This window comes from Peptoniphilus equinus, assembly GCF_027921445.1.
Lineage (GTDB): Bacteria > Bacillota > Clostridia > Tissierellales > Peptoniphilaceae > Peptoniphilus > Peptoniphilus equinus.
On sequence record NZ_CP115667.1, the window covers coordinates 952,263 to 973,883 of the forward strand.

The 21,621-nt window shown below is 35.7% G+C and carries 17 protein-coding genes and 1 pseudogene; 2 read left to right on the top strand and 16 right to left on the bottom strand.

The features are described 5' to 3' along the window. Positions 1 to 8 precede the first annotated feature (8 nt). From O6R05_RS04635 to O6R05_RS04660, 6 genes and pseudogenes are all read right to left on the bottom strand, one after another. Positions 9 to 1,430, bottom strand: coding sequence for a sensor histidine kinase (locus O6R05_RS04635; RefSeq protein WP_271190831.1), 1,422 nt, complete (start codon positions 1,428 to 1,430; stop codon positions 9 to 11). Then, on the bottom strand, positions 1,423 to 2,103 hold the full coding sequence (locus O6R05_RS04640) for a response regulator transcription factor (protein ID WP_271190832.1): 681 nt from the start codon (positions 2,101 to 2,103) through the stop codon (positions 1,423 to 1,425). Before O6R05_RS04640 ends, O6R05_RS04635 begins: the two co-directional genes overlap by 8 nt. Before the next feature lie 432 nt (positions 2,104 to 2,535). Beyond that, positions 2,536 to 3,009 (bottom strand): annotated as a pseudogene (gene metG, locus O6R05_RS04645) (methionine--tRNA ligase subunit beta); the annotation flags it as partial. 134 nt (positions 3,010 to 3,143) lie between these two features. After that, complete coding sequence (locus tag O6R05_RS04650; protein WP_271190834.1) at positions 3,144 to 4,373, bottom strand: tyrosine-type recombinase/integrase; 1,230 nt, start codon at positions 4,371 to 4,373, stop codon at positions 3,144 to 3,146. Positions 4,374 to 4,385: 12 nt separating this feature from the next. After that, positions 4,386 to 4,583, bottom strand: a complete 198-nt coding sequence (locus tag O6R05_RS04655) for an excisionase (RefSeq protein ID WP_271190835.1) — start codon at positions 4,581 to 4,583, stop codon at positions 4,386 to 4,388. Between the two features lie 27 nt (positions 4,584 to 4,610). Then, the gene (locus O6R05_RS04660) at positions 4,611 to 4,814 is read right to left on the bottom strand and encodes a DUF3173 family protein (RefSeq protein WP_271190836.1); all 204 of its coding nucleotides are present in this window, start codon (positions 4,812 to 4,814) and stop codon (positions 4,611 to 4,613) included. Positions 4,815 to 5,166: 352 nt separating this feature from the next. Here O6R05_RS04660 and O6R05_RS04665 point away from each other — a divergent pair, with 352 nt between their 5' ends. Both O6R05_RS04665 and O6R05_RS04670 read left to right on the top strand, forming a co-directional pair. Further along, positions 5,167 to 5,706 carry a helix-turn-helix domain-containing protein gene (locus O6R05_RS04665; RefSeq protein WP_271190837.1) on the top strand — a complete coding sequence of 180 codons (540 nt, stop codon included), beginning with the start codon at positions 5,167 to 5,169 and terminating at the stop codon, positions 5,704 to 5,706. A gap of 268 nt (positions 5,707 to 5,974) precedes the next feature. Next, the gene (locus O6R05_RS04670; RefSeq protein WP_271190838.1) at positions 5,975 to 6,871 is read left to right on the top strand and encodes a J domain-containing protein; all 897 of its coding nucleotides are present in this window, start codon (positions 5,975 to 5,977) and stop codon (positions 6,869 to 6,871) included. A 137-nt stretch (positions 6,872 to 7,008) separates the two neighbouring features. On the opposite strand, the gene O6R05_RS04675 is transcribed toward O6R05_RS04670, so the two are convergent. The 10 genes from O6R05_RS04675 to O6R05_RS04720 all read right to left on the bottom strand — a co-directional run bounded on the left by O6R05_RS04675 (position 7,009) and on the right by O6R05_RS04720 (position 21,603). Further along, on the bottom strand, positions 7,009 to 7,662 hold the full coding sequence (locus tag O6R05_RS04675) for a Fic family protein (RefSeq protein WP_271190839.1): 654 nt from the start codon (positions 7,660 to 7,662) through the stop codon (positions 7,009 to 7,011). 581 nt (positions 7,663 to 8,243) lie between these two features. Next, positions 8,244 to 10,004: a relaxase/mobilization nuclease domain-containing protein gene (locus tag O6R05_RS04680; protein WP_271190840.1), complete on the bottom strand. Its 1,761-nt coding sequence runs from the start codon at positions 10,002 to 10,004 to the stop codon at positions 8,244 to 8,246. Between the two features lie 2 nt (positions 10,005 to 10,006). Continuing rightward, positions 10,007 to 10,381 (bottom strand): plasmid mobilization relaxosome protein MobC, encoded by a 375-nt coding sequence (mobC, locus tag O6R05_RS04685; RefSeq protein WP_271190841.1) that lies wholly within the window; start codon positions 10,379 to 10,381, stop codon positions 10,007 to 10,009. A gap of 152 nt (positions 10,382 to 10,533) precedes the next feature. Then, entirely contained in the window at positions 10,534 to 11,307 is a 774-nt protein-coding gene (locus O6R05_RS04690; protein WP_271190842.1) for a Fic family protein, read from the bottom strand. Between the two features lies 1 nt (position 11,308). Further along, positions 11,309 to 11,497, bottom strand: coding sequence for a hypothetical protein (locus O6R05_RS04695; protein WP_271190843.1), 189 nt, complete (start codon positions 11,495 to 11,497; stop codon positions 11,309 to 11,311). Positions 11,498 to 11,525: 28 nt separating this feature from the next. Then, a complete protein-coding gene (locus tag O6R05_RS04700; protein WP_271190844.1) occupies positions 11,526 to 12,485 on the bottom strand; it encodes a hypothetical protein in 960 nt (319 codons plus the stop codon). Between the two features lie 9 nt (positions 12,486 to 12,494). Continuing rightward, positions 12,495 to 18,764, bottom strand: coding sequence for a helicase-related protein (locus tag O6R05_RS04705; RefSeq protein WP_271190845.1), 6,270 nt, complete (start codon positions 18,762 to 18,764; stop codon positions 12,495 to 12,497). A 100-nt stretch (positions 18,765 to 18,864) separates the two neighbouring features. After that, complete coding sequence (locus O6R05_RS04710; protein WP_271190846.1) at positions 18,865 to 19,485, bottom strand: single-stranded DNA-binding protein; 621 nt, start codon at positions 19,483 to 19,485, stop codon at positions 18,865 to 18,867. Next, positions 19,482 to 19,604, bottom strand: a complete 123-nt coding sequence (locus tag O6R05_RS04715) for a hypothetical protein (protein WP_271190847.1) — start codon at positions 19,602 to 19,604, stop codon at positions 19,482 to 19,484. Before O6R05_RS04715 ends, O6R05_RS04710 begins: the two co-directional genes overlap by 4 nt. A gap of 10 nt (positions 19,605 to 19,614) precedes the next feature. Next, entirely contained in the window at positions 19,615 to 21,603 is a 1,989-nt protein-coding gene (locus tag O6R05_RS04720) for a type IA DNA topoisomerase (RefSeq protein WP_271190848.1), read from the bottom strand. Positions 21,604 to 21,621 lie beyond the last annotated feature (18 nt).

Genomic DNA, 21,621 nt, shown 5'->3' on the forward strand with positions numbered 1-21,621 from the left:
CATATATCTTAATTTAATTTATTTAATTCTATTATAAAACTTTTATTGTAGAGTTCTGTATTGTTTTGATTCAAAAATATTTTTCCATTATGTTTCTCTACAATTTTTTTCGCAATAGATAAACCAAGTCCTCTATTTTTATTAGAAGTGTTTCTTGAGGTATCATTAGTAACAAATGGTTCAAAAATATTTTTTGCCAACTTTTCATTTATTTTATTTCCACTATCTCCAATAATTAGCTTAACTTTTTCAAAGCAATTTTCTATGGAAAAATACACTGTAATATATTTTTCGTTATGATCAATTATATTTTTCATCAAATTTTTAAATACTCTAGAAAATATGTTTTTATCAATTTTTACATATAATTTTTCATACGGAATGTTAATTATTACATTCATCTCATTTTGCTCAAATATAGGTAAAAAGTCTATTATTGCATTCCTTGTAAATTCACAGAAATCAATTTTCTCAAGATTTAAACTATAAGAATAATCTTCATACTCTATAATTTCTGATAATTCGTTTAACAAAGTGTCTATATTCGATGCATTTTTGTCAATAGATTCCAAATATTTTTTAGAACTTTCTATTGGAATTCTTCCATTAATTAATGCTTCTGAGAAACCTTTAATAACAGTAATCGGTGTCTTGAGATCATGCCTTATATCAATAAATAACTGAATCCTTCTTTTTTCATTTTCAAGTCTCTCTTTTTGAAATTCTCTTAATGATTTCACCGTTGAATTAAATTCATTTTGAATAAAATCAAATTCAGAAATATTATTATATTCTTGTTTTCTTAAACTAAATGAATAGTCTTCTTTCTTTAACTTTTTAAAACCCATTTCTAATTCACTTAAAGGATTATATAATTTCCTATGTAATACTTTTGAGAATATGAGCACAATTATAAAAGTTCCTAAAATAAATAAAATAACTTTTAGTGTAAAAAATAGAAAAATTAATCCCGAATCTTGCATACTAGGAGTAACAAACACCCTATTACTAATATATTTTGTTGGTATAACAACAACTCCATATTTGTTTATTCCATTTTTCTTTATATTTTTCATAGATGCAAAATAAGTTCTGTCTTTGTATTTATATTTACCTTTATTCAAATTAACAATATCATCAAAAGAATAAACTTTTGGAGCATTATCATCTGATATATAACTCAAAGATAAATCATTATTTAATATGAGTATCCAACCATCAAGCTTTTTAATTTTATTCTCATTCTCACTTAGGTCCTCATCAAAAATATAATCTGCAGAATACTGATGAGCAATATTTGAAAATATTTTATTCCCAACCACTTCCATAATACTTGAAGTTAAAATGTTATATACATATACAATAAGAACAATGGATATTATGCTTATGAACAAAAACTTTTTGAATGTAATTTGTTTGTTTTTAATCATTAAATTTATACCCCAGTCCCCTTATTGTTATAATGTGTTTCTTTTTACAATCTCGATCTCCAATTTTATCTCTCAGTCTACTAATATAAACAGAAACTATATTATTATCATAATATTCATTATCATTCCAAATTCTTTCTAATAAAATGTCAGTAGTAAATACCTTATTCTTGTTTTGCATTAAAAATTCTAATAATTTATATTCTTGACCTGTAAGATCTATAATTTTTCCTGAACGAAATACTTCACAAGTTTCCATATTCAATTCTAAATTCCCTGATTTTATAGTCTTATTATTTTTTTTTGAATCAACTCTTCTCAACAATGCATTAACTCGTGCAAACAATTCCATAGGATTAAATGGCTTAACAAGATAGTCATCTGCACCCTTATCTAATCCGAGTATTATTTCAAAGTCAAGATTTTTAGAAGATAATATTATAATTGGTATATCACTTGTTTCTCTAATTTTCTTTAATACTTGGTAACCATTTAATATTGGCAGCATCAGATCTAAAATTATCAAATCAAATTTTTCTTCATCAAAAAATTTTAAACCTTGTATACCATCTTTTGCGTCAAAGATTTCCATAGATTCAGGCTTATATAATTTAATTAAATCAATAATATCTTCATTGTCTTCTATAATTAGCAATTTAATAATTTTTGCCATAATTACTCCCATTTTACAAAATTTGTTGTTTCACAAAACGAATTCAATGAGTATGATAAATTAAAAAAATTTAATAAATGTATATCATACCATTAAAATCCAATCCAATATTTTACTATTTATGCTTTATAATCATTGTATCATGATTTAATCATTGATAATTATATAAAATCGCCTAGGAAATAATGAAATCATATAATCTTATTTCATAGACCATAAATATTTTTCTACATGGATCTTTTCTATATTCTCTATTGAGTTTGTAATTTATCTAATGAAAAAGTAATAGATTAATCCTTGTTATCTAGTACTTAATATTTTCTTGACTATGATTTGCCAGACACTGTCTGTTAAATTACATCTCATAAATCCAATTATAAAAATTAAACTGGGATTCATAACAAACCCCAGTTTCATAATTAGCGTGTTCTTTTAATATAATTTTGATCCTGCTGGAATATTATCATCCAACATTATTAAGTTAAGTTTTTCTTCTCCATCGTACTCACAAATTGCAGATATAATCATACCTTCTGAGTCGATTCCCATCATCTTACGAGGAGGAAGATTACAAATTGCAAGTAATGTCTTTCCAATTAAGCTCTCTGCGCTGTAATATTCCTTAATACCAGATAAAATAACTCTTTCTTTTTCAGAACCATCATCTAATGTAAATTTCAATAGTTTTTTTGACTTAGGAACTTCTTCGCAGTTCTTAACTTTTACAACTCTAAAATCAGATTTTGAGAATGTATCAAAATCAACCATATCTTCAAATAGTGGTTCTACTTTTACTTTTGAAAAGTCGATTTTTTCTGTCGTAAGTTTGTCGTAAGTTTCGTAAGTTTCTTTTGACGAATCCCTATTTTCTGCCTTTTCTAAGCCTATTGGCTTCATTGTCGGGAAATTCATTCCCGCTTATTGTAAGTTTATAGCTTATATTACATGTCCATTTTTCATTATCTACCATGAAACCCCGTAATATATACACACATAACCCTTTATAACCGTTTGTAAATATGTGGTAATGGTGGTAAGTTTTATTTAAACTTTTTGGAAAACTCATTTAATTTTTGCATTTCTTTTTGCGCAAAATTACCATTGACCTCCGCATAAATATTCATTGTCGTTGTAAAATCTTTATGCCCTAAAATATCTTGCATGACTTTTAAGTTGAGGTTCTGTTCACACATTCTAGTAGTAAAAGTGTGTCTGAGAGAATGACAACTAATTCTTGGAATGATTAAAGGTTCTTCCCCTTTTTTCATATTATCTAATATCCAAAAATTACAATCTCTGACAATTCTTGCTAGCGTTTTGTTTAACGCTCTAGCTTCATGAGGCACACCAAATCTGTTGAGAAAAATAAAATCTGTATATCCATCAATAACCTCTTTGCATTCGCTATCTTCAGCTACTTGCATATCTTTTTCCAGCTTTATAGCTTCAATAACTTTGTCTAACATAGGTATTTTCCTTATGCCGGCTTCTGTTTTAGGTGTATGAATGGAACGAGATAATTTTTTATCCCCTACATTTTTATAATATACCAACGTATGATTGACATCAATGATTTTATTTTCCATATCTATGTCTTGATATCTAAGTCCAGTTAGTTCACCGGCTCGCATGCCCGTCCATAGAAACGTGATAATAATCGGATACCATCGATAATATTTCTTTTCATTTTTTAAATAGTTCTCTAATACTTCTTGAGCTTCTAACGAAAGTGCTTTTTTGGTCTGTGCCACATTGCCTTTAGATTGCTTTAGCTCCTTTAGGGCGTTGTCAGACGGATTTTTAATTAAATAATCATCATCTACTGCAATCTCTAATATTTGATGCAAAATATTTTGTACCACCTCAATAGTAGAAATGTGTAAGCCATAATTTTCATTTAATTTTATATAAAACTCTCTAATATCTGATTTCTTGAGATCGTTAATTTTTATCTTTCCAAAATCATCTACTATAAATCGTTTATACATATACACATAGTTAGCAAAAGTATTAGGTTGCAATCCTCGTTTTACAGTTTTCCAACGCTCATAAAAGAAATTAATATCTAATTTATCATTATTCTTTTTGCCTGAATAGTAGTCTGATAATATCTCAGTTTCTTTTATTCTTAATTCATCTAATGTTTTCGCATAGATGTATTTGCGTTTACCTGTTTTTTCTCGCCAACGATATTCATACGTACCATTTTTCCGTTGATATTCACCTTCTTTGAGAACTCGATTTTTGTTGTCTTTCCGTCGTTCAACCATGATTCTTAACCATTATATTGAATACTGACGTTCGATATATTGATCGAAGAGCTTTCGTTTGATTAGACGTTTAGTTCCAACAAAGAGAACAAACTCACAATTCTCAATATCCGTAAGTTCTCGAATTTTATTTTGTCCAATCCCGGAATACGTTGCGGCCTCTTGCATAGTTAAATTGGATTTTTCCCACAAAGGAATTTCTTTCTTCATTTATATCACCTCATGTGTACTGAAAACTTATTTGTCTGATTGAAATTCATAACCTACGATTTCTTCAACAGCTTTCAGCGGAACAACTCCCAATCTTGGATTTGAATAGAAGGAGTAGCCTTTTTCAACTAGTCTTTTTTTTGTTTCTCGGATGATTTTTACAGCAGTGTAATATTTAAAACCTTTCGCAAGAAGAAAGTCTTTGGTAATTAATTCTGGAATATCTACCAAAAGTTTTTCATACTCCTTTCTTTAGTTTTTTCAATCTCTCTAAATCCCTAAGGAATCATAGATATATAGTCTTTGTTTAGCTATATTCTCCGCTCATGCTTATGACCGGTCACACCTATCGCCTGCGACGCTTTTAACGCTCGGACTGTAGCTATGCGAAAGTATCATTATAACGTTTTGAGAGATTTTTTATGTAATTATCAAGGTCCTTAAATTTAAACAATATAAAATCATTTAATTTAATTACAAATTAATTATATCATCACATTAATTAACTTTAAAGTATTTTTTAATTTAAAACTAACTTTTTCTTCATTAATACTTTATATACTACTCATAAAGGAGAACCTTTATGGAAAACACCAAAAGAGAACATATACTATTGCGTATAGGTCAAAATATTAGATCATATAGGAAACAGAAGCATTTAACTTTATATGAGTTAAGTGAAAAATTAAATATATCTCATGTTACAATTCAAAAATATGAAACCGGTAAAATAGAACCTAATATTACCATGCTATTGGAAATTGCCAATGCATTAGATGTACAACTTTCAGATTTGCTGAATATTGATGTCAACATCAAAGTGACGATCCCGGAAAATAAAATTAAAAATGAATTGGATGATATTAACGAAAAATTGTCCTTTTTATTAGCTAATTTTCATATCAATATTCCTAATACTTCAGATACCGGAACGACCATAAAAAAACTCAATCAATTACTTGAGCTAATCGGTTGTCAGATTGTCATTATTAATAATCAGACGTTCTTAAAAACGTCTGAAAAAGATTTGGCTATTTCAGGTGAAGACATACGGTCTATGTATAATTCCATAACGGAATATTTAAATTTTTCCGTGACGTCGTTTAAAAATAAGTATAACTAACTATGGAGAAGCTATGAGTTTATTATTGAATGTGGATTATTCGGAAAATAGGGCTTCCGTTCTTGGAAGTCCTAGTAGTTGGGTCACAACATTATAAGGACTGTGAAAAACACAATCCTTTTTGGATAAATAATCTTCCTTCGCGTGTATGAAATAAAATGGTATGTGGCCGGTCTCGCTCAGTATTAAAAAAATTAATTAAAGCCTTTCTATACTATTCCATGGAATAGTACGGTGTGATATAATTTTTTAAAAGGAGGGAATCCGTATGATATTTTTTTTAGCGACCTTTATGTTTATTCTTCTATCACCATTTATTTTTATAGGCTTACTAACCGTGACGTTAACGTTTGAATTTTTAGGCTGGGCGATCATTAAAGCAGATTATTTATTGGCCGGATATATTGGGATGTTCCTTGGACTGGTCTTAAGTTATGTGGCCAATGCCCAACACGATATCTTGCAACTTGTACTATTGTCCGGAGTTGTTACTTGTTTATTCTATGCTAAAATCATTATTCCGTTTGCAAGACGACATTATACTCTTGCTTGTGTTTCAAATTTGATAGTTACCATTTTTGGAACAATGTTTGTTGGCAAGGTATTTATTTCCGAATTTCCTCATGACACTTTTTTAAATTATCCTGTGTTTCGTTTTTTTGATGAATTAAAATTTCTAAATGTAGGAATTACTTTTCTATTATTGTTCTACATAATGTACTTTGTCTTTAACTATAGAATGGTGACGATCTATGACTATCCGATTCCTGATTTAGCATTATTAGGAAAAGATATGATTGAATCTAAACTATTGAGAAAAAAACTGACTCACCACGATGAGAAGTTTGATTACACTAATCAGTCTTATTCTGATTATAATGACACTCATACAAACCAATCTGACAGCGGTTTTTATGACGAAGGTAAAACAACGTCTCAAACACATTCAGATTTTTCCTCCCCTACCTACTCAAACGAATACATAAAAGCTTGCTATACTTTAGGTTGTGAACCTGAAGATGAATTTGAAATGATTAGAAAGCGCTACAAGTATCTGTTGAAAAATCTCCACCCGGATAAAAATAATGATCAAGCATCCACGGAGTATGTTCAAAAATTAAATAACGCTATGGATTACATTCAAAAGCATTATCCGAATACTTAAAAAAGAACCTCCTTGTGCGAGGTTCTTTTTTAACTTCCAAAGAGCCAAAAGGTTTGTTATAACGAAATTCAACTTGGCATTATATGTTAAAACATATTTTTCTTTTTATTTCCTATCAGTTTCAATGATTTTATTTTTTACATGTCTATGCCTTTAATCGCTTTATCATAAATGAAATCGATGAGCGTATTATCTCGGTCGTACGTATAATAGTCGCTGAGTAATGTGTTAAATTCTATAATGTGCTCAATGGGAATACTAATAATACCGTTGCCTTGTTTGATCATTTCCTTATTAGCAATGAGCATAGCAGTACGCTTATTGCCATCCCAAAATATTTGCGCCTTCATAAGATACAGCATAAGACGGATACACCGATTGGTATTTGGTTCCAGTTGTGTTATTTCTTCCAACTGCGTTTTGATGGTCATCTCGTCCGGTAATGGCGGAATATAATTGGTGCCTGAAATACCTACTTGACCGGTTCGAAGTTTTCCCCATGTCAAAGCTTCATCTTTTGAAACTTCAGAATGTATTCGACAAATGTAGTCGAGTGTCAGCGCGTCATTAATGGTTGAAAGCACTTCTTGCCAACCATGTTTTAAATTTAAAATAGTATTGACGTCTGCAATATCGACATTTTGTATTTTGAGTTTTTCGTAAATAGCATACGTCTCAGGAAATGTAATATTAATACCTTCTAAGTTGGCACTTTTCCAAATGGCATCTATAATATTTCTCTTGGCAAGAAAAATATTTTCTTTCTGCGTCATAGTGTACTTATCTTTCATTTGACCACCTTCCATGGAAATAATATATCATGACTACTGATATTTTCTATCTAAATTGTAACATGAATTTTGAAAATGAAAACCGCATCCATCTTCACACTTCTCAGGCCTGATTCCTCCTTCAGAGAAAATCAGCAAGCAAGTGGTATGGATAGCCAAACCGTTGCTTGGTGTGATAAATCCCACACCCTTTTTCTCTCTCATCTAAAAAAACGCGACGAGATTTTGTCGGGGAATTCCCCTTGCCCCTTTTCTACTTTTAAAAAAATCTGAAAAAATGAAAACAAAATTCTCAAGTTCATTTTGTTTTTTTATCAACAGTAGACAAGAACGTGAGCGTTCTTTTTTATTCTTCGAAAATAAAAACCGCATCCGCCTTCACCCGATCGCCACCATGGGGCGCTTCATTTTTGTCGAAAAGCGGTTATAATTTTCTAGATGATGAACATTCCTTCCGTTGCAATGCTACTCAGTAACGTTCAGCTTCGCCAAATACTGCATGATCTTTCAGCGTCGACACAACATAAATGTGAATGAAGGAATGCATAAAAAAAGAAGGTAGCGGATTTTCTTCGCTACCTTTATCTTGACTTATCTTGAGAATAATCTTTGTCCATAAAGAGACTGGCGTTCTTTTGAATTTTCTTAAGAAGCGTGACATCATATTTAATCTGACGATTTTGATCATAGAGATCAGTAATGCGCAGATTAAGTTTTTGTTTTTTTAAACGCAGTTCTTGAAATTTTTCTACATCAGCAGATTTTTTTGAAAGCGCTATTTGCGTATTTAAAATTTTAATTTCAGCTTTTGACGCTTCAATAGTTTTCAAATTCTTCTGAATTTTTTCTTCAAAGTTTTCAATGCAAGGTTCAATTTCTGCAAAGGAATGAAGGTTGTATTTTGTAATTTGCTGTAAGTTATTCATGATGGTTGTAATATTATTGGTGGTTGCCCAACTTTTAAAAGCCTTGGAGTCTTTTAAATCGCCGTCAATAATCTTGCCAATTTCTTTATAGTTAAGTCCGACATCTTCTATACGACGCTTAATGTTCTCGAAAGTGTAATGTGTTCCAACAGTATTCGGTTCACAAATAATGTAACCCGACATACCTTTGACATGAAATTTCAAGACACCGTCATCTACCTTATAACCGTAACCCTTATTAGCCATACGCTTTAAAAAATCTTCCATAGATTCTGAATAGCGAATCATTTTGTCGATGGTAAATTTCAAATTGCTCAACTCTTTGAAGTTTACGTATGGTGTATCCTCTACTTGCTTTTCTGCAAATTTCATTTTTAAAACGTCCAGCCGGCACGATCGATCAAGTTTTTCATCGCTACACTGAATAAATGTCTCGCCGTCTTGGTATAAAAATGTATTTGTCTCATGATTAATTTTATAACCTAGGTCTGACATGAGTTTTTCAAACTCACTAAAACTCGTAGCGTACTCTACCACACTTTTTATATCAGCCTCGACTTTTTCTTTTGCTTCGTCAAATTTTTTATCAAAAAATTTAATGGGAATTTCCTGCGTTACAGATTCGATTTTTTGTACTCGCTCTTCAATTCGTTCTTGAATTCTTTCGCGCGTATAGTCTGCGCCAAGCGTTTTTTCCCGGCATCGAATAAATTTCTCTTGTCCGGGAAATTTAAATGCTAAATACTTTCCTTTATCACGAACCTCTACTTTTAACGCTTCCATGAAACTTAAAAACTTTTGGTAGTTGTCCGCCTGTTGTATACAATAATCAATCGCGGCGATGAGCGTTGCTTTCCAAGATTGTCCCATTTTGAAATTCATATTTTCAAAATAAGAGCGAGAATTTTTCGCAGTGTAGGCCAAGTTACTTTCTTTTTTTTGTTGTTGTACTTCGGGAATGTTTGTCAAGCCGTGAGCTTGGCATATTTTATCTGATAGCGCTTGTATAATAGGAACATCTTTCGTCACGTCATAGCACTTCCCTGTCACAAACGACACATTGTTAAAAATGATATGGTTGTGAATTATCCCGGAATCAATATGTGTCGTTAGTACGTACTGATACTTATTTTCAAGGTACTCATTACAAAATTCTCGGCCGACACGATGCGCTTCTTCCACAGATATATGATCTGTCGGATTGAATGACTGAATGATATGCCGTGCATAATTAGCTCCTTTGACCTGTTTTGTTTTCCAAAAGATTCGTTCATCAATAAATTGACGACCTGCTCTTTTCTCATTGCATCCATAGGTCGATATGAGTCCAAACTCACCGACCTTATCCTTTCGACAAATATAGTCTATGGATTGTTGCACGGTGAATTTAATGGGATGAATTTCAGTGTATGCCATAATTACACCTCTTTTATAGAATTATCTTCGAATTGACTGCGGATCGCATCAAGTGCATCTGATAATTCCACAATATTTTGTCGCATCGCCAAAACAGACTGAACGTCATCGTCATAAATACCTTCTGATTGATTAGCTCGACGCGCAATTTGATTTAAATTATTTCCCATTTGAGACAGGTGAATTTGAAGATTTCGAAAAACGCTCATATCGTAATGGATGTTGACGATTTTAGCGTGACTTAAAAGATATAATACAAGATTGGTGCGATTCACGAATGGACTTTTTGCAAAGACGCCTTCAAACAATTTCCGTTCGTTCTCAGTCATCCGCAAAAACAATACTTTATTTCGCTCTCGGTGGCTATTAGAAGACATAATTAACTCCTTTCTATCACTTTTGTTTTTCTTCAAATAAAAAAAGAGCATATCAGGCCATAGAACCGCCTGTATGCTCTTTTAAATCTCCAGCTATACAAATGTATTCACTTTCTCTTAGAGACCCCTTAGAAAGGACTTTAAAAGCCATTTTAAAGTTCACGATCATGTTTTAAATGTCTCTCATGATCAATTTCTTTTTTATAATCCATAAGACGATGTGCTTCCAGCTGATAAATCAACGCCATAAAATCATGTAAGCTGTCTAAGCTCTTACCTTTGCTATAACGATCAAGACTGGAATAATATCGCGACTGCATGTCCACAGGAATAGAGATGGGAAGAAAGTTATTTTTCAATAACTCATAATTCATTAAAAGACGTGCAGTCCGTCCATTGCCATCCGCAAAAGGATGAATGCGCACAAACTCGGCATGGATAAAGGCCGCACATTCAATAGCATTCGTGTGCGTTTCACGATATTGAACCTCCTCGATGAAGCCTTTCATCTGCTCTCGCACCCGTGTCCAGTCCGGCGGACTAAACGAGGCGCCCGTAATACGTACATTAGCTGTCCTATAGAGACCCCCTTGAAAAATATTTTGAACGACACGTTCATGAATATCTTTAACTTTGTCTTCTGTCATGGCTTCACCGGTTTGAATCAGGTGCTTAATATACTGAAAAGCTCGGGCATGATTGGTGACCTCATAAATGTCGCGAAGTGTTTTACCACCCACGGTAAGCCCGTCTACCAATACGGTCTTGACTTCGTAGATACTTAACGTATTGCCTTCCATTTTGGTAGATTCGTGAGTAAAGCGCAAGTCAAAGTCTGATTCAAAACTCGCTGTTGTGATATGAGACAGATACTGTTTATTGTTTTGAACAGTATCTCTTAATTTGAATAATTCATCTAAATTCATCTCAAGACTCCTTGGCATTGGGATTTTTCTCTTTAAACAGCATTCCCAAAATCTCCATGTCTTCTTTGGTAGCATACTTTCTCGCAAAGAGACGTGCGGTGGAGCGATAACTCATAAGACGATTATATTCTTTATTGTCCCGCTTCCACTGTTTCGTATACTTACGCTGTTCTTCGGTATATTGACTCATAGTAAGCCCCTTTCTGAATAATATTATATCATGCCTGAGCAGATATTTTCTCCAAACGCTTCTGTGCGTGTTGTTTTTTCTCTTCGTAAGACATGGCTTGCATATTAAACTTATTGAAATAAGTATAAATGTACTCCAGTTCACTTTGTGCATGCTCAATGGCATCTTGTAGCTGTGGTGTGCACTGGGTGGCAAATTCCAACAATGCTTTGAGATCGCATTTTGAAAACATAACCTCAATGATTTTTTGTGTCAAAGGGCTGACCTTTTCCAATACACTCCTTTGAAAATTTGAAAAATCAAACGCCGATGATAATTTATAGTGTGTGAATACAGCCTTGACGTTACGTAACAAAGTGTTGAGACTTTCAATGTTGTATCGTCGCTCATCACTTATGAAGGCTAGGCCGTCACGCTCCAGAGGGTCAGCTAAGCCGTAAATGAGCTCATTTTTATCCGGAAAAAGTTCATAAAGATGTCCTTTTTTTTCGCCACCACGGTACACCTCTAAAAACTCACACATCGTTTTGTTTGCGTCGTAAAAGGTGACCAGTCGATTATCGTAAAGATAGTCGAATTTAGCCACAATATCAATTCTCCCTCTATTTACGCCCACTAGAAACTGTGCATCATCGTGATCGAAATAAATAAGGACTCGTGTCCGTCCATTGCAGGTATCAACTTTAACGGTCTTGACAAATTTATCTTTTTGGATTTTTGTAACAAAATTCTCCAAATCAATCTCACGACCTATTTGCTCCCTAAGATCACCGACGATCCTTTCAATATGCTTATCTTTGAGTTTTTGCATATCCTCTACGAAATTTAGAATTTCTGGCGAAAACAGTTCATAGGATGACGTAACAAAAATATTATACAACTCGTCCAATTGCTCAATACTCTGTAAATCGCAATACACAGCAAAACAAGCTTTAATACAAACTTCTGTGTTTTCTTGCAAATTCAGAATAGCTTCTTTCAAGTTCATGAAATCTCTTTAGACCTCCAAGTCGTCGTGATGCCCTCTGGATATACCCGGAGCGTCATCATTTAGGATGGCATCCAACAGTACATTCTTTTTAAGCTTGCCTTCAGCTTGAAGCGTCTGAATATAATCATTCACATTGATGTCTTGCAGTTTAAATTCGATGAGTTCATTGATGGATTGATAATTTTCTGTAGCGATAATTTCGCCATTTAATTTTGTCACTACAGCCGGATCATCCAAATTCACCTCAATGCTTAACTTATTGCTTGCATTGGAACGATTATAAACTTCAATAGCGGACAAATCCTCAAAATTAACAGTCCCATTGATATTTTTCTCAATGATCAGGGTTTTGGCTCGATCTATTAATTCTTCTCTGGGGATCATATCCTCGCCGAGTTTAAGGCGAATGTTAATTTCGTTTAGCTTTTTCAGTTTATTTTGATATTCCTCTTCTTTAAAAAATGGCGCATCGATTTTATCTTTCGCAAAGACCAATTCGTTGTTAAGCTGGTCAATACGCTGAATTGCCCCTGTCATACGTGCATCAAGATTGTTTAAAAAATGATCGATCTTCGAAACATTTGCTCGAGGTGAGGTGCCAAGTTCCACAATATATGTCTCCTTTCCCTTTAAAACAGCTTGAAATGCTTTCTCAGTGGGGTTGTACGTCAGGCGTATTCCTATGCCGCGATAAGAGCCTATCGGCTCTTTAGACTCCCCACGTTTACTATAACTGTCCATAAGTGCCTGCCCTGCTTCAGTAACCTTGCTATACTTTACACCATCAATAACCATCTCAAAATCTTCATTAGTATTTTCCTGAACTGTGTTCATGTCAGCATTGATGTTATCAATCGTCTGTAATTGCCTGTCAATAATAACCGGATGATCTCGCACGATGCGATCCATGCTGAAACGATTTTGAATATGCATGGAACGCTCAATTTGAAGACGTGACACCTCATTTTCAAGCTCCATTTTATCCTTTATCAACGGGTTATCAATGGCAAGCGCTTTAATTTCGGCATAATTTAATACGGTATTATCGACGTCTTCCATGTTACGTATCTGGTTATCTGACTTCATGACTTGAGAAATAAATCGCTGTTTGTTCTCAAGCATCTGGTAAAGGTAGGCATCAAAGGTGCCTTTCGTAATATAGGTATACTCATACACATCGGGATTTTGATTGCCTTGTCGCTGAATACGACCTATACGTTGATCTCTGTCACTTGGACGCCACGGACAATCTAAGTTATGAATAGCAATCAATTTCTCTTGGACGTTGGTTCCTGTGCCCATCATGCGTGTGGAGCCAAGTAATACTCTAACCTCACCTTGACGCACCTTTTCAAACAAAGCTTCCTTTTTGGATTCCGTGTTAGCATCATGTATAAAAGCAATGTCTTTTTCCTTTATGCCTCCTGCCATCAATTTTGTCTTAATGTCATCGTAAAGGTTAAAAGTACTTGCGTCTTTGCCTCCCGGTGTGGATAAATCGCAAAAAATAAGTTGTGTTAATTTTTCAGACTGTGTCTTATTATAAATTTCCAAAGTTTTATTCACGCAAGCATTGACCTTTGAATTCGGATCATCAGGCAAATCAAAGTCCATGAGCCGTTGGTCTAAAGCACATTTCTTTCCATCATTCGTAATTAAAAGAAAATTATCAACGCGCCGATCAATGCCATTACGTACAGCATAAGCACGATCTGCGAAATTGTGAACAATCTCCTTCTGTATCTCACTGGGCTCTGTTTTAATAACCTCGTTATGCAGTGTAGGTACAGGTAAATCAAGGTCTTCACGATTTTTAACATCGGCAAACTCTTTAAACATGCCTATCAACTCAGGCAAATTACCAAATTTAGAAAATTTTGTCTTCATCTGATAGCCTTCGCCTTCCGGCCTAAGCTCCATGGATTTTGTAATTTCGCCAAATACGGAAACCCATGTATCGAAATTCACAAGACCCTTTGACTTTAAGGTATCTTCTTGCAGATATTTTTGCATAATGTAAAGCTCTGCCATGGAATTGGACACCGGTGTACCTGTAAGAAATATCGTGCCACGATTATTGGTGACTTCATTCATCCATTTCGTCTTCATATACAGGTCAAAGGCTTTCTGCGACGCTGAAGTAGAGATGCCTGATACACCGGTTAACGATGTAGCAATTTGGAGATTTTTAAATTCATGAGCTTCGTCTATGACTAACTTATCAACACCGAGTTCGTCAAAATTAACGATTCCCAAATCTTTATGTTGCTTTTGTTCATACAAAATTTTGCTCAGTCGACTCTTAAGTTTTTTCTCTTGTTGCATAATTTGACGATAACCAAAACCCTTTCGCTCAAAGTAACTTAAAGATTCCTTTTTATCCTCAAGTTTATTGATCTCGTCTTGCACAAATTTCATTTCGTAATCTTTTGAAAGCGGAATGCGCGAAAATTGACTGTGTCCAATAATGACAGCATCGTAATTCCCGTTAGCAACTTTGCCAAAGAAGTCCTTGCGTCGTTCGGCTGTGAAATCCTTTGATGTTGCCACGAGAATTTTGGCATTAGGGTACAGGGTCATGAAGTCAGAACCCCATTGCTCTGTCAAATGATTAGGAACAACGACCATGGCCTTATTACAAAGCCCAAGACGTTTTGATTCCATTACAGACGCTATGGCGGCGTAAGTTTTGCCTGCGCCGACAACATGAGCAATAAGACTGTTTCCTCCGTAAATAGCTCTAGCCACCACATCTTTCTGATGAGGTTTGAGCGATAGCGCTAAATTCATCCCGGGAAAATCCAACTGACTGCCATCATAATGCCGCTCGACCACGCCGTTAAAACGTTCGTTGTAAATTTTTTCCAACTCTTGTCGACGTTGCATATCTTCAAAAATCCAGTCTTTGAATTCTTGTTTGAGTCGTTCCTGTTTTTCCTGAACGATAATAGTTTCTTTTTTGTTGACCACATTCGAGGTACTACCATCCGGATTGGTTATGCTGTCATTAATAGTAATTTGTTCATTTTGATTTAATGTTTTTTCCAAAATGTGGAGCGCATTCATGCGTTTCGTGCCATATTCAGTATTGGCAATCATATAAAAACTTGCCGGGCCCTTTTCGTCAATGTACCATTGTCCGGTCACATCTGAATAACTGACATCACGCACGAAATGTAATCGCTCACGGATGAAATCTTCTATGACTTGGTGTGGAATCCAATTAGCTCCTAGTTTCACATTGATATCTGCCGCGTGAATCCACGGCGGATATACCGCCTTTAATGCTTTTATATTTTTGGCAATGCGTTGGTCTGCCAGCTTATCGGCACCATAAAGCTTTAATCTTAGGTTTTGACATTTTTCTCGCACATCCCCAGTTAAAAATTCATCCCTTGTCTCAAAGCTTTGCGTTAAATCATTATAGAAGATTTCAACGCCTTCGAGACTATTGATTAATTCCTCTCTAGAAATACCGCTAAGTTTCTCCATAAAATCAAAATCTATTTTGCCTTTATAATTGACAGAAATAGCCAATGCATCTTGAGCATTCTCTGCGATTTCGGGCGCTTTCAAAGGCTTTATGACACGCTCTTTAAATACATCAGCCTTACTTTGAAATTTGCCTTTATCATCAACATTTTCCATAGAGCGTAAGAAATAAATAGAATTGTCGCTCTCAAATGCCTGCAAATTGCGTTTATCATGGATGTGACCATAGATCTCTACAAACTCGTCGTAAGCAGTATTTAATTGTGCCATAAGCCCGTGTACTATATTATCGCTTTCGTCGTCAATTTCAGCCTTGTAGAGCCTTCTAGCAATATCTCTTATAGCGATAAGCCGCTTAATCCTATCCTCGTCGCCGGTAACATCTTGAATATCACCATTACCTTTAAATTTGACACCATCACGAGTTAAAAAATAGCTGAAGTTAGGCAACTCGTTGACATCGACCACCTCAGGCTCAGAGTTTAGCACCTCTGATACACGTTCTAAAGAGCGCGGTACATAAATATTTTCAGGGAGGTGCCTGATGGCTTTTTGTAATTGGTCGCTGAGATTACCTGTAGCTTTGCAAGTGAGTGTGTCACCATATCGCCCTGACACGTATTGCATGTTGCCTAACACGTGTTCCGGGTGATGGTGGAAATATTGGTTCATTGTGATCCCGTCACGGGTTTCCAACTCTAACCAATCCTCACTTACACGGACTTCACCTTCTTGATATTTTTGAAAAAATAAAATATCCGAAGTTACTTGAGCGCCTATAAACGCATTATCAGGAAGGCGAAAAGCGCCAATAAGCTTAGCTTTGTCGGCGATATCCTTTCTAACCCGACTGTCCTTTTTATCCATGGTGCCGGCTGTAGTGATAACAGCTACAATCCCTCCGCTACGAACCTTATCAAGGGATTTATGAATAAAATAATCGTGAATAAGATAGTTCTGTTTTGCATACACCGGGTCAAAAACGGTATAATTCCCGAATGGTACGTTGGTGATGGCAATATCAACAGCGTTATCTTCCAATGTCGTGTCTTCAAATCCGCTATGCTTAATTTTCGCATTGTCATAAAGATAGGCGGAAATCTTGGCAGATATGCCATCAAGTTCATAGGCAACAATTTCGCTGTTGTCTAGCATAGCATCCGGCATATTCGCTTCAAATGCCCCTACCCCTATTGACGGATCCAAAATCTTACCGCTTTTAAAGCCCAAGATTTCAAGCGCGTTGCACATGTTTTTTGCAATGTAATCCGGCGTATAATACCCGGTCAACATGGAACTTTGTGCGTCTTTATATTCCTCAATTGTCACCATCTCTTGTAATTTTTCTCTGTAGGCTTTAGTGGATTCCCTGCCATCAAAAAATTGTGTGAGTCCGCCCCATCCGGTAAATCCTTGAAGTATTGTTTTTTCCTCAGGAGTAGCCACTCGATTGTCCTTATCCAACGTTTGAACTAGGGCAATAGCTGAAAGATTATTTTCAATACGTTCTTTTATTGTAATGCTTCGGGTTACGTCCGTTTGCTCCTTATCCCTCTCATCGAGCTGACCAATAGTCTGTACATTGCTATCCTTCAGATCTGCATCATAACGGTCTATTACGCCATCATGATCCAAGTCTTTATCCAACAGCAACATCTCAGGAGCTACCTCATCAGCATTAAAAAAAGAAGTCATGGCTACTTGTTCCGTGACTTCTTTTTTGTGGCTACCCATTGTAAATTGTTGTTCCAGTTGTTGTTGGTAGGCTCTTAATTGTTGTAGACGTAATCGTGAAGCACCATTTCTTCCATGGTGTTGAGCATTTGCATCTTCTGCTGGAGACATTCCCAATACCCCAGATTCTCCGACGTGATCCCCCTCGCTCTGCATTCGTCGTCCAGTCTGTCGATCACTGTCTTGCATTGCTCGTGCACGCTCTGAAGATAGCGATTCAGATCGCCTGCTTCCAAAAGTTCCTGAAGCAGTTGGCGAGCTTTCGGATCTTCGACGTTCAGTAGATAGTGTCGTTTCATCATGGCGTAGCGCCCCAGAGGACTCTCGGTCGGTTTTTGCTCCATCAGCTGATAGGTTTCTTCCCCCTCGTACTTCACGTAATACTGTTCCTTCTCGTACTTCACGTCTTCCATGGTTCTCATACTCAATTCCTCCTAGTTCGTGTCGTAATACGGTTAGCGTGCCCCGGGTTATCATATTGACATCTCGTAAAATAGCTTGAATTTCACTCGGCGACAAGTTTTTTAACTGATCAAACTCTCCGGACTCATAGCTCTCAAAATCATGCATGCCTAATCGATAGGCGACTTGATATAGCACAGATGCTTGCACAATATCCCTATAGGGATTATTGGACTGATACATGTCATTCATGATATTGCTAATTCGCGCCTTAAATCCCGCGTTTTGGAATAGACGCTCTAAATCCGTATCATCAGAATGCCATATACCTATGGGATGTTCTGCTTTCGATAACACACCGGTCTGCGAAATGTCAAAAACCTTTTGAATACTTCCTTTTTTCGGATTCAATATAGCAATACCGTGGTTGTTGCGCCGGACATAACGTCCATTCTTGCCCCAAAAATCATACGCCGCTACAGCTTTTGCAGTGCCCATTCCTTGAAGAATGGCAATCTGGTTGTACAGTCCATAGTTATAGTGATAACTTGCATTCCTTAAAAACTCAGCATAGACATCGCGATCTTTAAAGGCTTTAAATTGTGACTTGATGGTTTTTAATAACGCTTCATAATTTTTACTCGGCATTTTACACCTCCATTATAACCTTTCCATGGAAATGAAACAAGAGATTATTTTAAATTATAAAAAAAAGAGCAGTGTACTTCACACTGCTCTTCTCTAAATTTTAAAATGGTATCTCGTCGTCCGTTTCATGTAGCTTGACCACTTCCCATGTACCTTCTCGTTGACGGCGTTCGTTATAAGCCAGTTGCTCTTCCTCATCCAGAAGCATAACGCCGTCTTCACTTAACACGCCATCTCTAACCAGTGGGTCAACCCACTCATCGTCGTATGCGCTATTAGTTGTCTCAGCATTTGGTTCAGATGATGTAGTCGTACTCTTGGTACTATCCATATCATCTTGTGATTTATCATTGTGATCGTTATGCTTTTGCAGGATGATGAATTCACTATCCTCTTCGATGATATTTGCTCCCTTAATTCTGTTATCCACGAAATGAACCTCCTTGACTCGAATAGTAAAATCCTGTACAATTTCAGCTCCTTGATTTTTATCATACAGTTCTAACGCACCTATGACAATAAGTTTGTCGTCTTTTTTGACATACTGAGCAATAAGCTCTGCTGTTTTGTTATACGCAACACATGGTATATAACTATAATTCTTATTGTCTTTTACTGCTAAAACAAAATACAATGTTTTAAATGCTCTACCATCATAGCTTCGTTTGGTGCGAATAGTAACGTCTGTGGCCATAATTCCGTAAAATATACATTTATTCATGCCCTATCTCCTTTTTTTCTTTGATTTTTTCCATTCTTTTTAACAATAAAAGCTACCACTACCACAAAAAATCCTATAAATATGCCAATTCCTAAACTTACCATATCCAATCCGGCCATAGTATCCTCCTTATTTAAATTTAAACTCTATTGTATTGTCATCCTTAATGACTAACTTCGCAGAAAAAATCGTGCCTTTTTTCGATAAAAACCCCGGAATCTTTTCAGTCATGCCTTTAGATAACAGGTCTTTTATTACAGTTTTATTGATCTTCTTGTTGCAAATCTCTTTGAATACACGAAAGTCGCAGTCGTTATTAGTACAAAAATACACTTTCTTTCCTTCAATGACAGAACTGCCACATTTAGGACATGATCCTAAGCTCTCCCTATCTTCTCGCGGAATAACGTACTCCGCCTTTACGTCGGTATGACAACAAATCCTTTTAACTTCATCTTTTATTGAATCCATGAAGGCTTTGGGATCGCTATCACCATTTGCAATGCGTGTGAGCTCATTTTCCCATTCTGCTGTAGTTGAAGCATTTTTTAAACTATCCGACACAATCTCAATAAGACGAAAGGCCTTTTCAGTTGCAAGGAGATTTTTCTTATCTCGCGTGACATAGTTGGTCGCAATCAGTTTTTCGATAATGCCGGCACGTGTGGCCGGTGTCCCTAGACCCTTTTTTTCTACGTCTAATTCCTTGTCCAAATCTTCCTTTCCTGCCTTCTCCATAGCCAAGAGTAAGGTTTCCTCAGTATAATGAGGTGGTGGCGAGGTATACTTTTCTTGTATCTTAGAATCTTGGATACGAAAAATATCCCCTTCGTAAATTTCAGGTAATACACTTTCTTTTTTGGTTTCATACGCTTTAAAATGTTTGGCAAAACCCTCCTGAATAATAGTTTTGCCGGAGGCCTTGAAAATAACACCATCTATATCTGTGGCGACCTTAGTAATACTTTCAATAACATTCGCGTCACTTGAAGCCAGCAGTTGACACTGAATAAGATTAAATACTTTGCGCTCCCCGATATCCATACTATCTAAATTATCTAAAGAGGATAGTGTCGGTATCAGGGCATGATGATCCGAAACTTTTTTAGAATTAAAAATTCGTTTAAAATTAGTTTCGTCGTATTGAAAATTTAATTTATTAAAGTATGACACCACGGTAGTCTCCATATCTTCGGTGAGATACCTGGAGTCTGTTCGTGGGTAGGTAATAAATTTCTTTTCGTAGAGACTTTGAGCATAATCTAGGGTCTGCTTCGCGCTATAACCAAAGTATTTATTGCAAGCTCTTTGCAGTGCCGTAAGATCGAAAAGTTTAACTGGTCGCGTGGTTTTTTCTTTTGTTTCCACATGATCTATGCTGATGCTGTCAGGTAAGTTGTTGATAATTTGCTTTGCCAACTCAGCATTATCAATACGTTCAGTAGATAGTGTATAGAGCTCGTTATTTATTTCAACGGTATAATACTTCTCTTTTTGGAACTGTTCAATTGCTTGATCTCGCGCTGTAATCATCGCAAGGGTCGGTGTCTGCACGCGACCTACAGTTAACTTGTCATTATATAAAACGGAATACAGTCTAGTGGCATTCATGCCTACAAGCCAATCTGCCCACAGCCGAGCTAGTGCCGAATGATATACATCGGTGTAGTCGCTTTCAGGTTTCAATGTCTCAAAACCATGAGCAATAGCACGATCTTCCATCGATGATATCCATAGCCTTTCTACAGGCTTATGGCATTTAGACTGGTTATACACAAGCATAAAAATAAGTTCTCCTTCGCGCCCGGCATCTGTAGCGCACACGATAGAAGTCACTCTGTTGTTATGCATAAGATTTTTAACAACGGCATATTGCTTAGCGCTGTTTTTAATCACAGCATATTTAAAGCTTTCAGGGAATATAGGCAATGTGTCGACACGCCAACTTTTATATTCTTCGCCATAGGCTTCAGGCGGTGCAAGGGTCACTAAGTGACCGAAACACCACGTTACCATATAGCCGTTGCCTTCTAAATAGCCTTGTTCACGGTTTGTGGCACCTATCACCCTAGCTATATCTTGGGCTACAGAAGGTTTTTCAGCTACAACAAGTTTCATTTAGCTCTTCTCCTTTAT

Coding starts and splice junctions, on each gene's coding strand:
- O6R05_RS04635 (WP_271190831.1), bottom strand. CDS start 1,430: ATGATTAAAAACAAACAAATTACATTCAAAAAGTTTTTGTTCATAAGC.
- O6R05_RS04640 (WP_271190832.1), bottom strand. CDS start 2,103: ATGGCAAAAATTATTAAATTGCTAATTATAGAAGACAATGAAGATATT.
- O6R05_RS04650 (WP_271190834.1), bottom strand. CDS start 4,373: ATGGTTGAACGACGGAAAGACAACAAAAATCGAGTTCTCAAAGAAGGT.
- O6R05_RS04655 (WP_271190835.1), bottom strand. CDS start 4,583: ATGAAGAAAGAAATTCCTTTGTGGGAAAAATCCAATTTAACTATGCAA.
- O6R05_RS04665 (WP_271190837.1), top strand. CDS start 5,167: ATGGAAAACACCAAAAGAGAACATATACTATTGCGTATAGGTCAAAAT.
- O6R05_RS04670 (WP_271190838.1), top strand. CDS start 5,975: ATGATATTTTTTTTAGCGACCTTTATGTTTATTCTTCTATCACCATTT.
- O6R05_RS04675 (WP_271190839.1), bottom strand. CDS start 7,662: ATGAAAGATAAGTACACTATGACGCAGAAAGAAAATATTTTTCTTGCC.
- O6R05_RS04680 (WP_271190840.1), bottom strand. CDS start 10,004: ATGGCATACACTGAAATTCATCCCATTAAATTCACCGTGCAACAATCC.
- mobC (WP_271190841.1), bottom strand. CDS start 10,381: ATGTCTTCTAATAGCCACCGAGAGCGAAATAAAGTATTGTTTTTGCGG.
- O6R05_RS04690 (WP_271190842.1), bottom strand. CDS start 11,307: ATGAATTTAGATGAATTATTCAAATTAAGAGATACTGTTCAAAACAAT.
- O6R05_RS04695 (WP_271190843.1), bottom strand. CDS start 11,497: ATGAGTCAATATACCGAAGAACAGCGTAAGTATACGAAACAGTGGAAG.
- O6R05_RS04700 (WP_271190844.1), bottom strand. CDS start 12,485: ATGAACTTGAAAGAAGCTATTCTGAATTTGCAAGAAAACACAGAAGTT.
- O6R05_RS04705 (WP_271190845.1), bottom strand. CDS start 18,764: ATGCCGAGTAAAAATTATGAAGCGTTATTAAAAACCATCAAGTCACAA.
- O6R05_RS04710 (WP_271190846.1), bottom strand. CDS start 19,485: ATGAATAAATGTATATTTTACGGAATTATGGCCACAGACGTTACTATT.
- O6R05_RS04715 (WP_271190847.1), bottom strand. CDS start 19,604: ATGGCCGGATTGGATATGGTAAGTTTAGGAATTGGCATATTTATAGGA.
- O6R05_RS04720 (WP_271190848.1), bottom strand. CDS start 21,603: ATGAAACTTGTTGTAGCTGAAAAACCTTCTGTAGCCCAAGATATAGCT.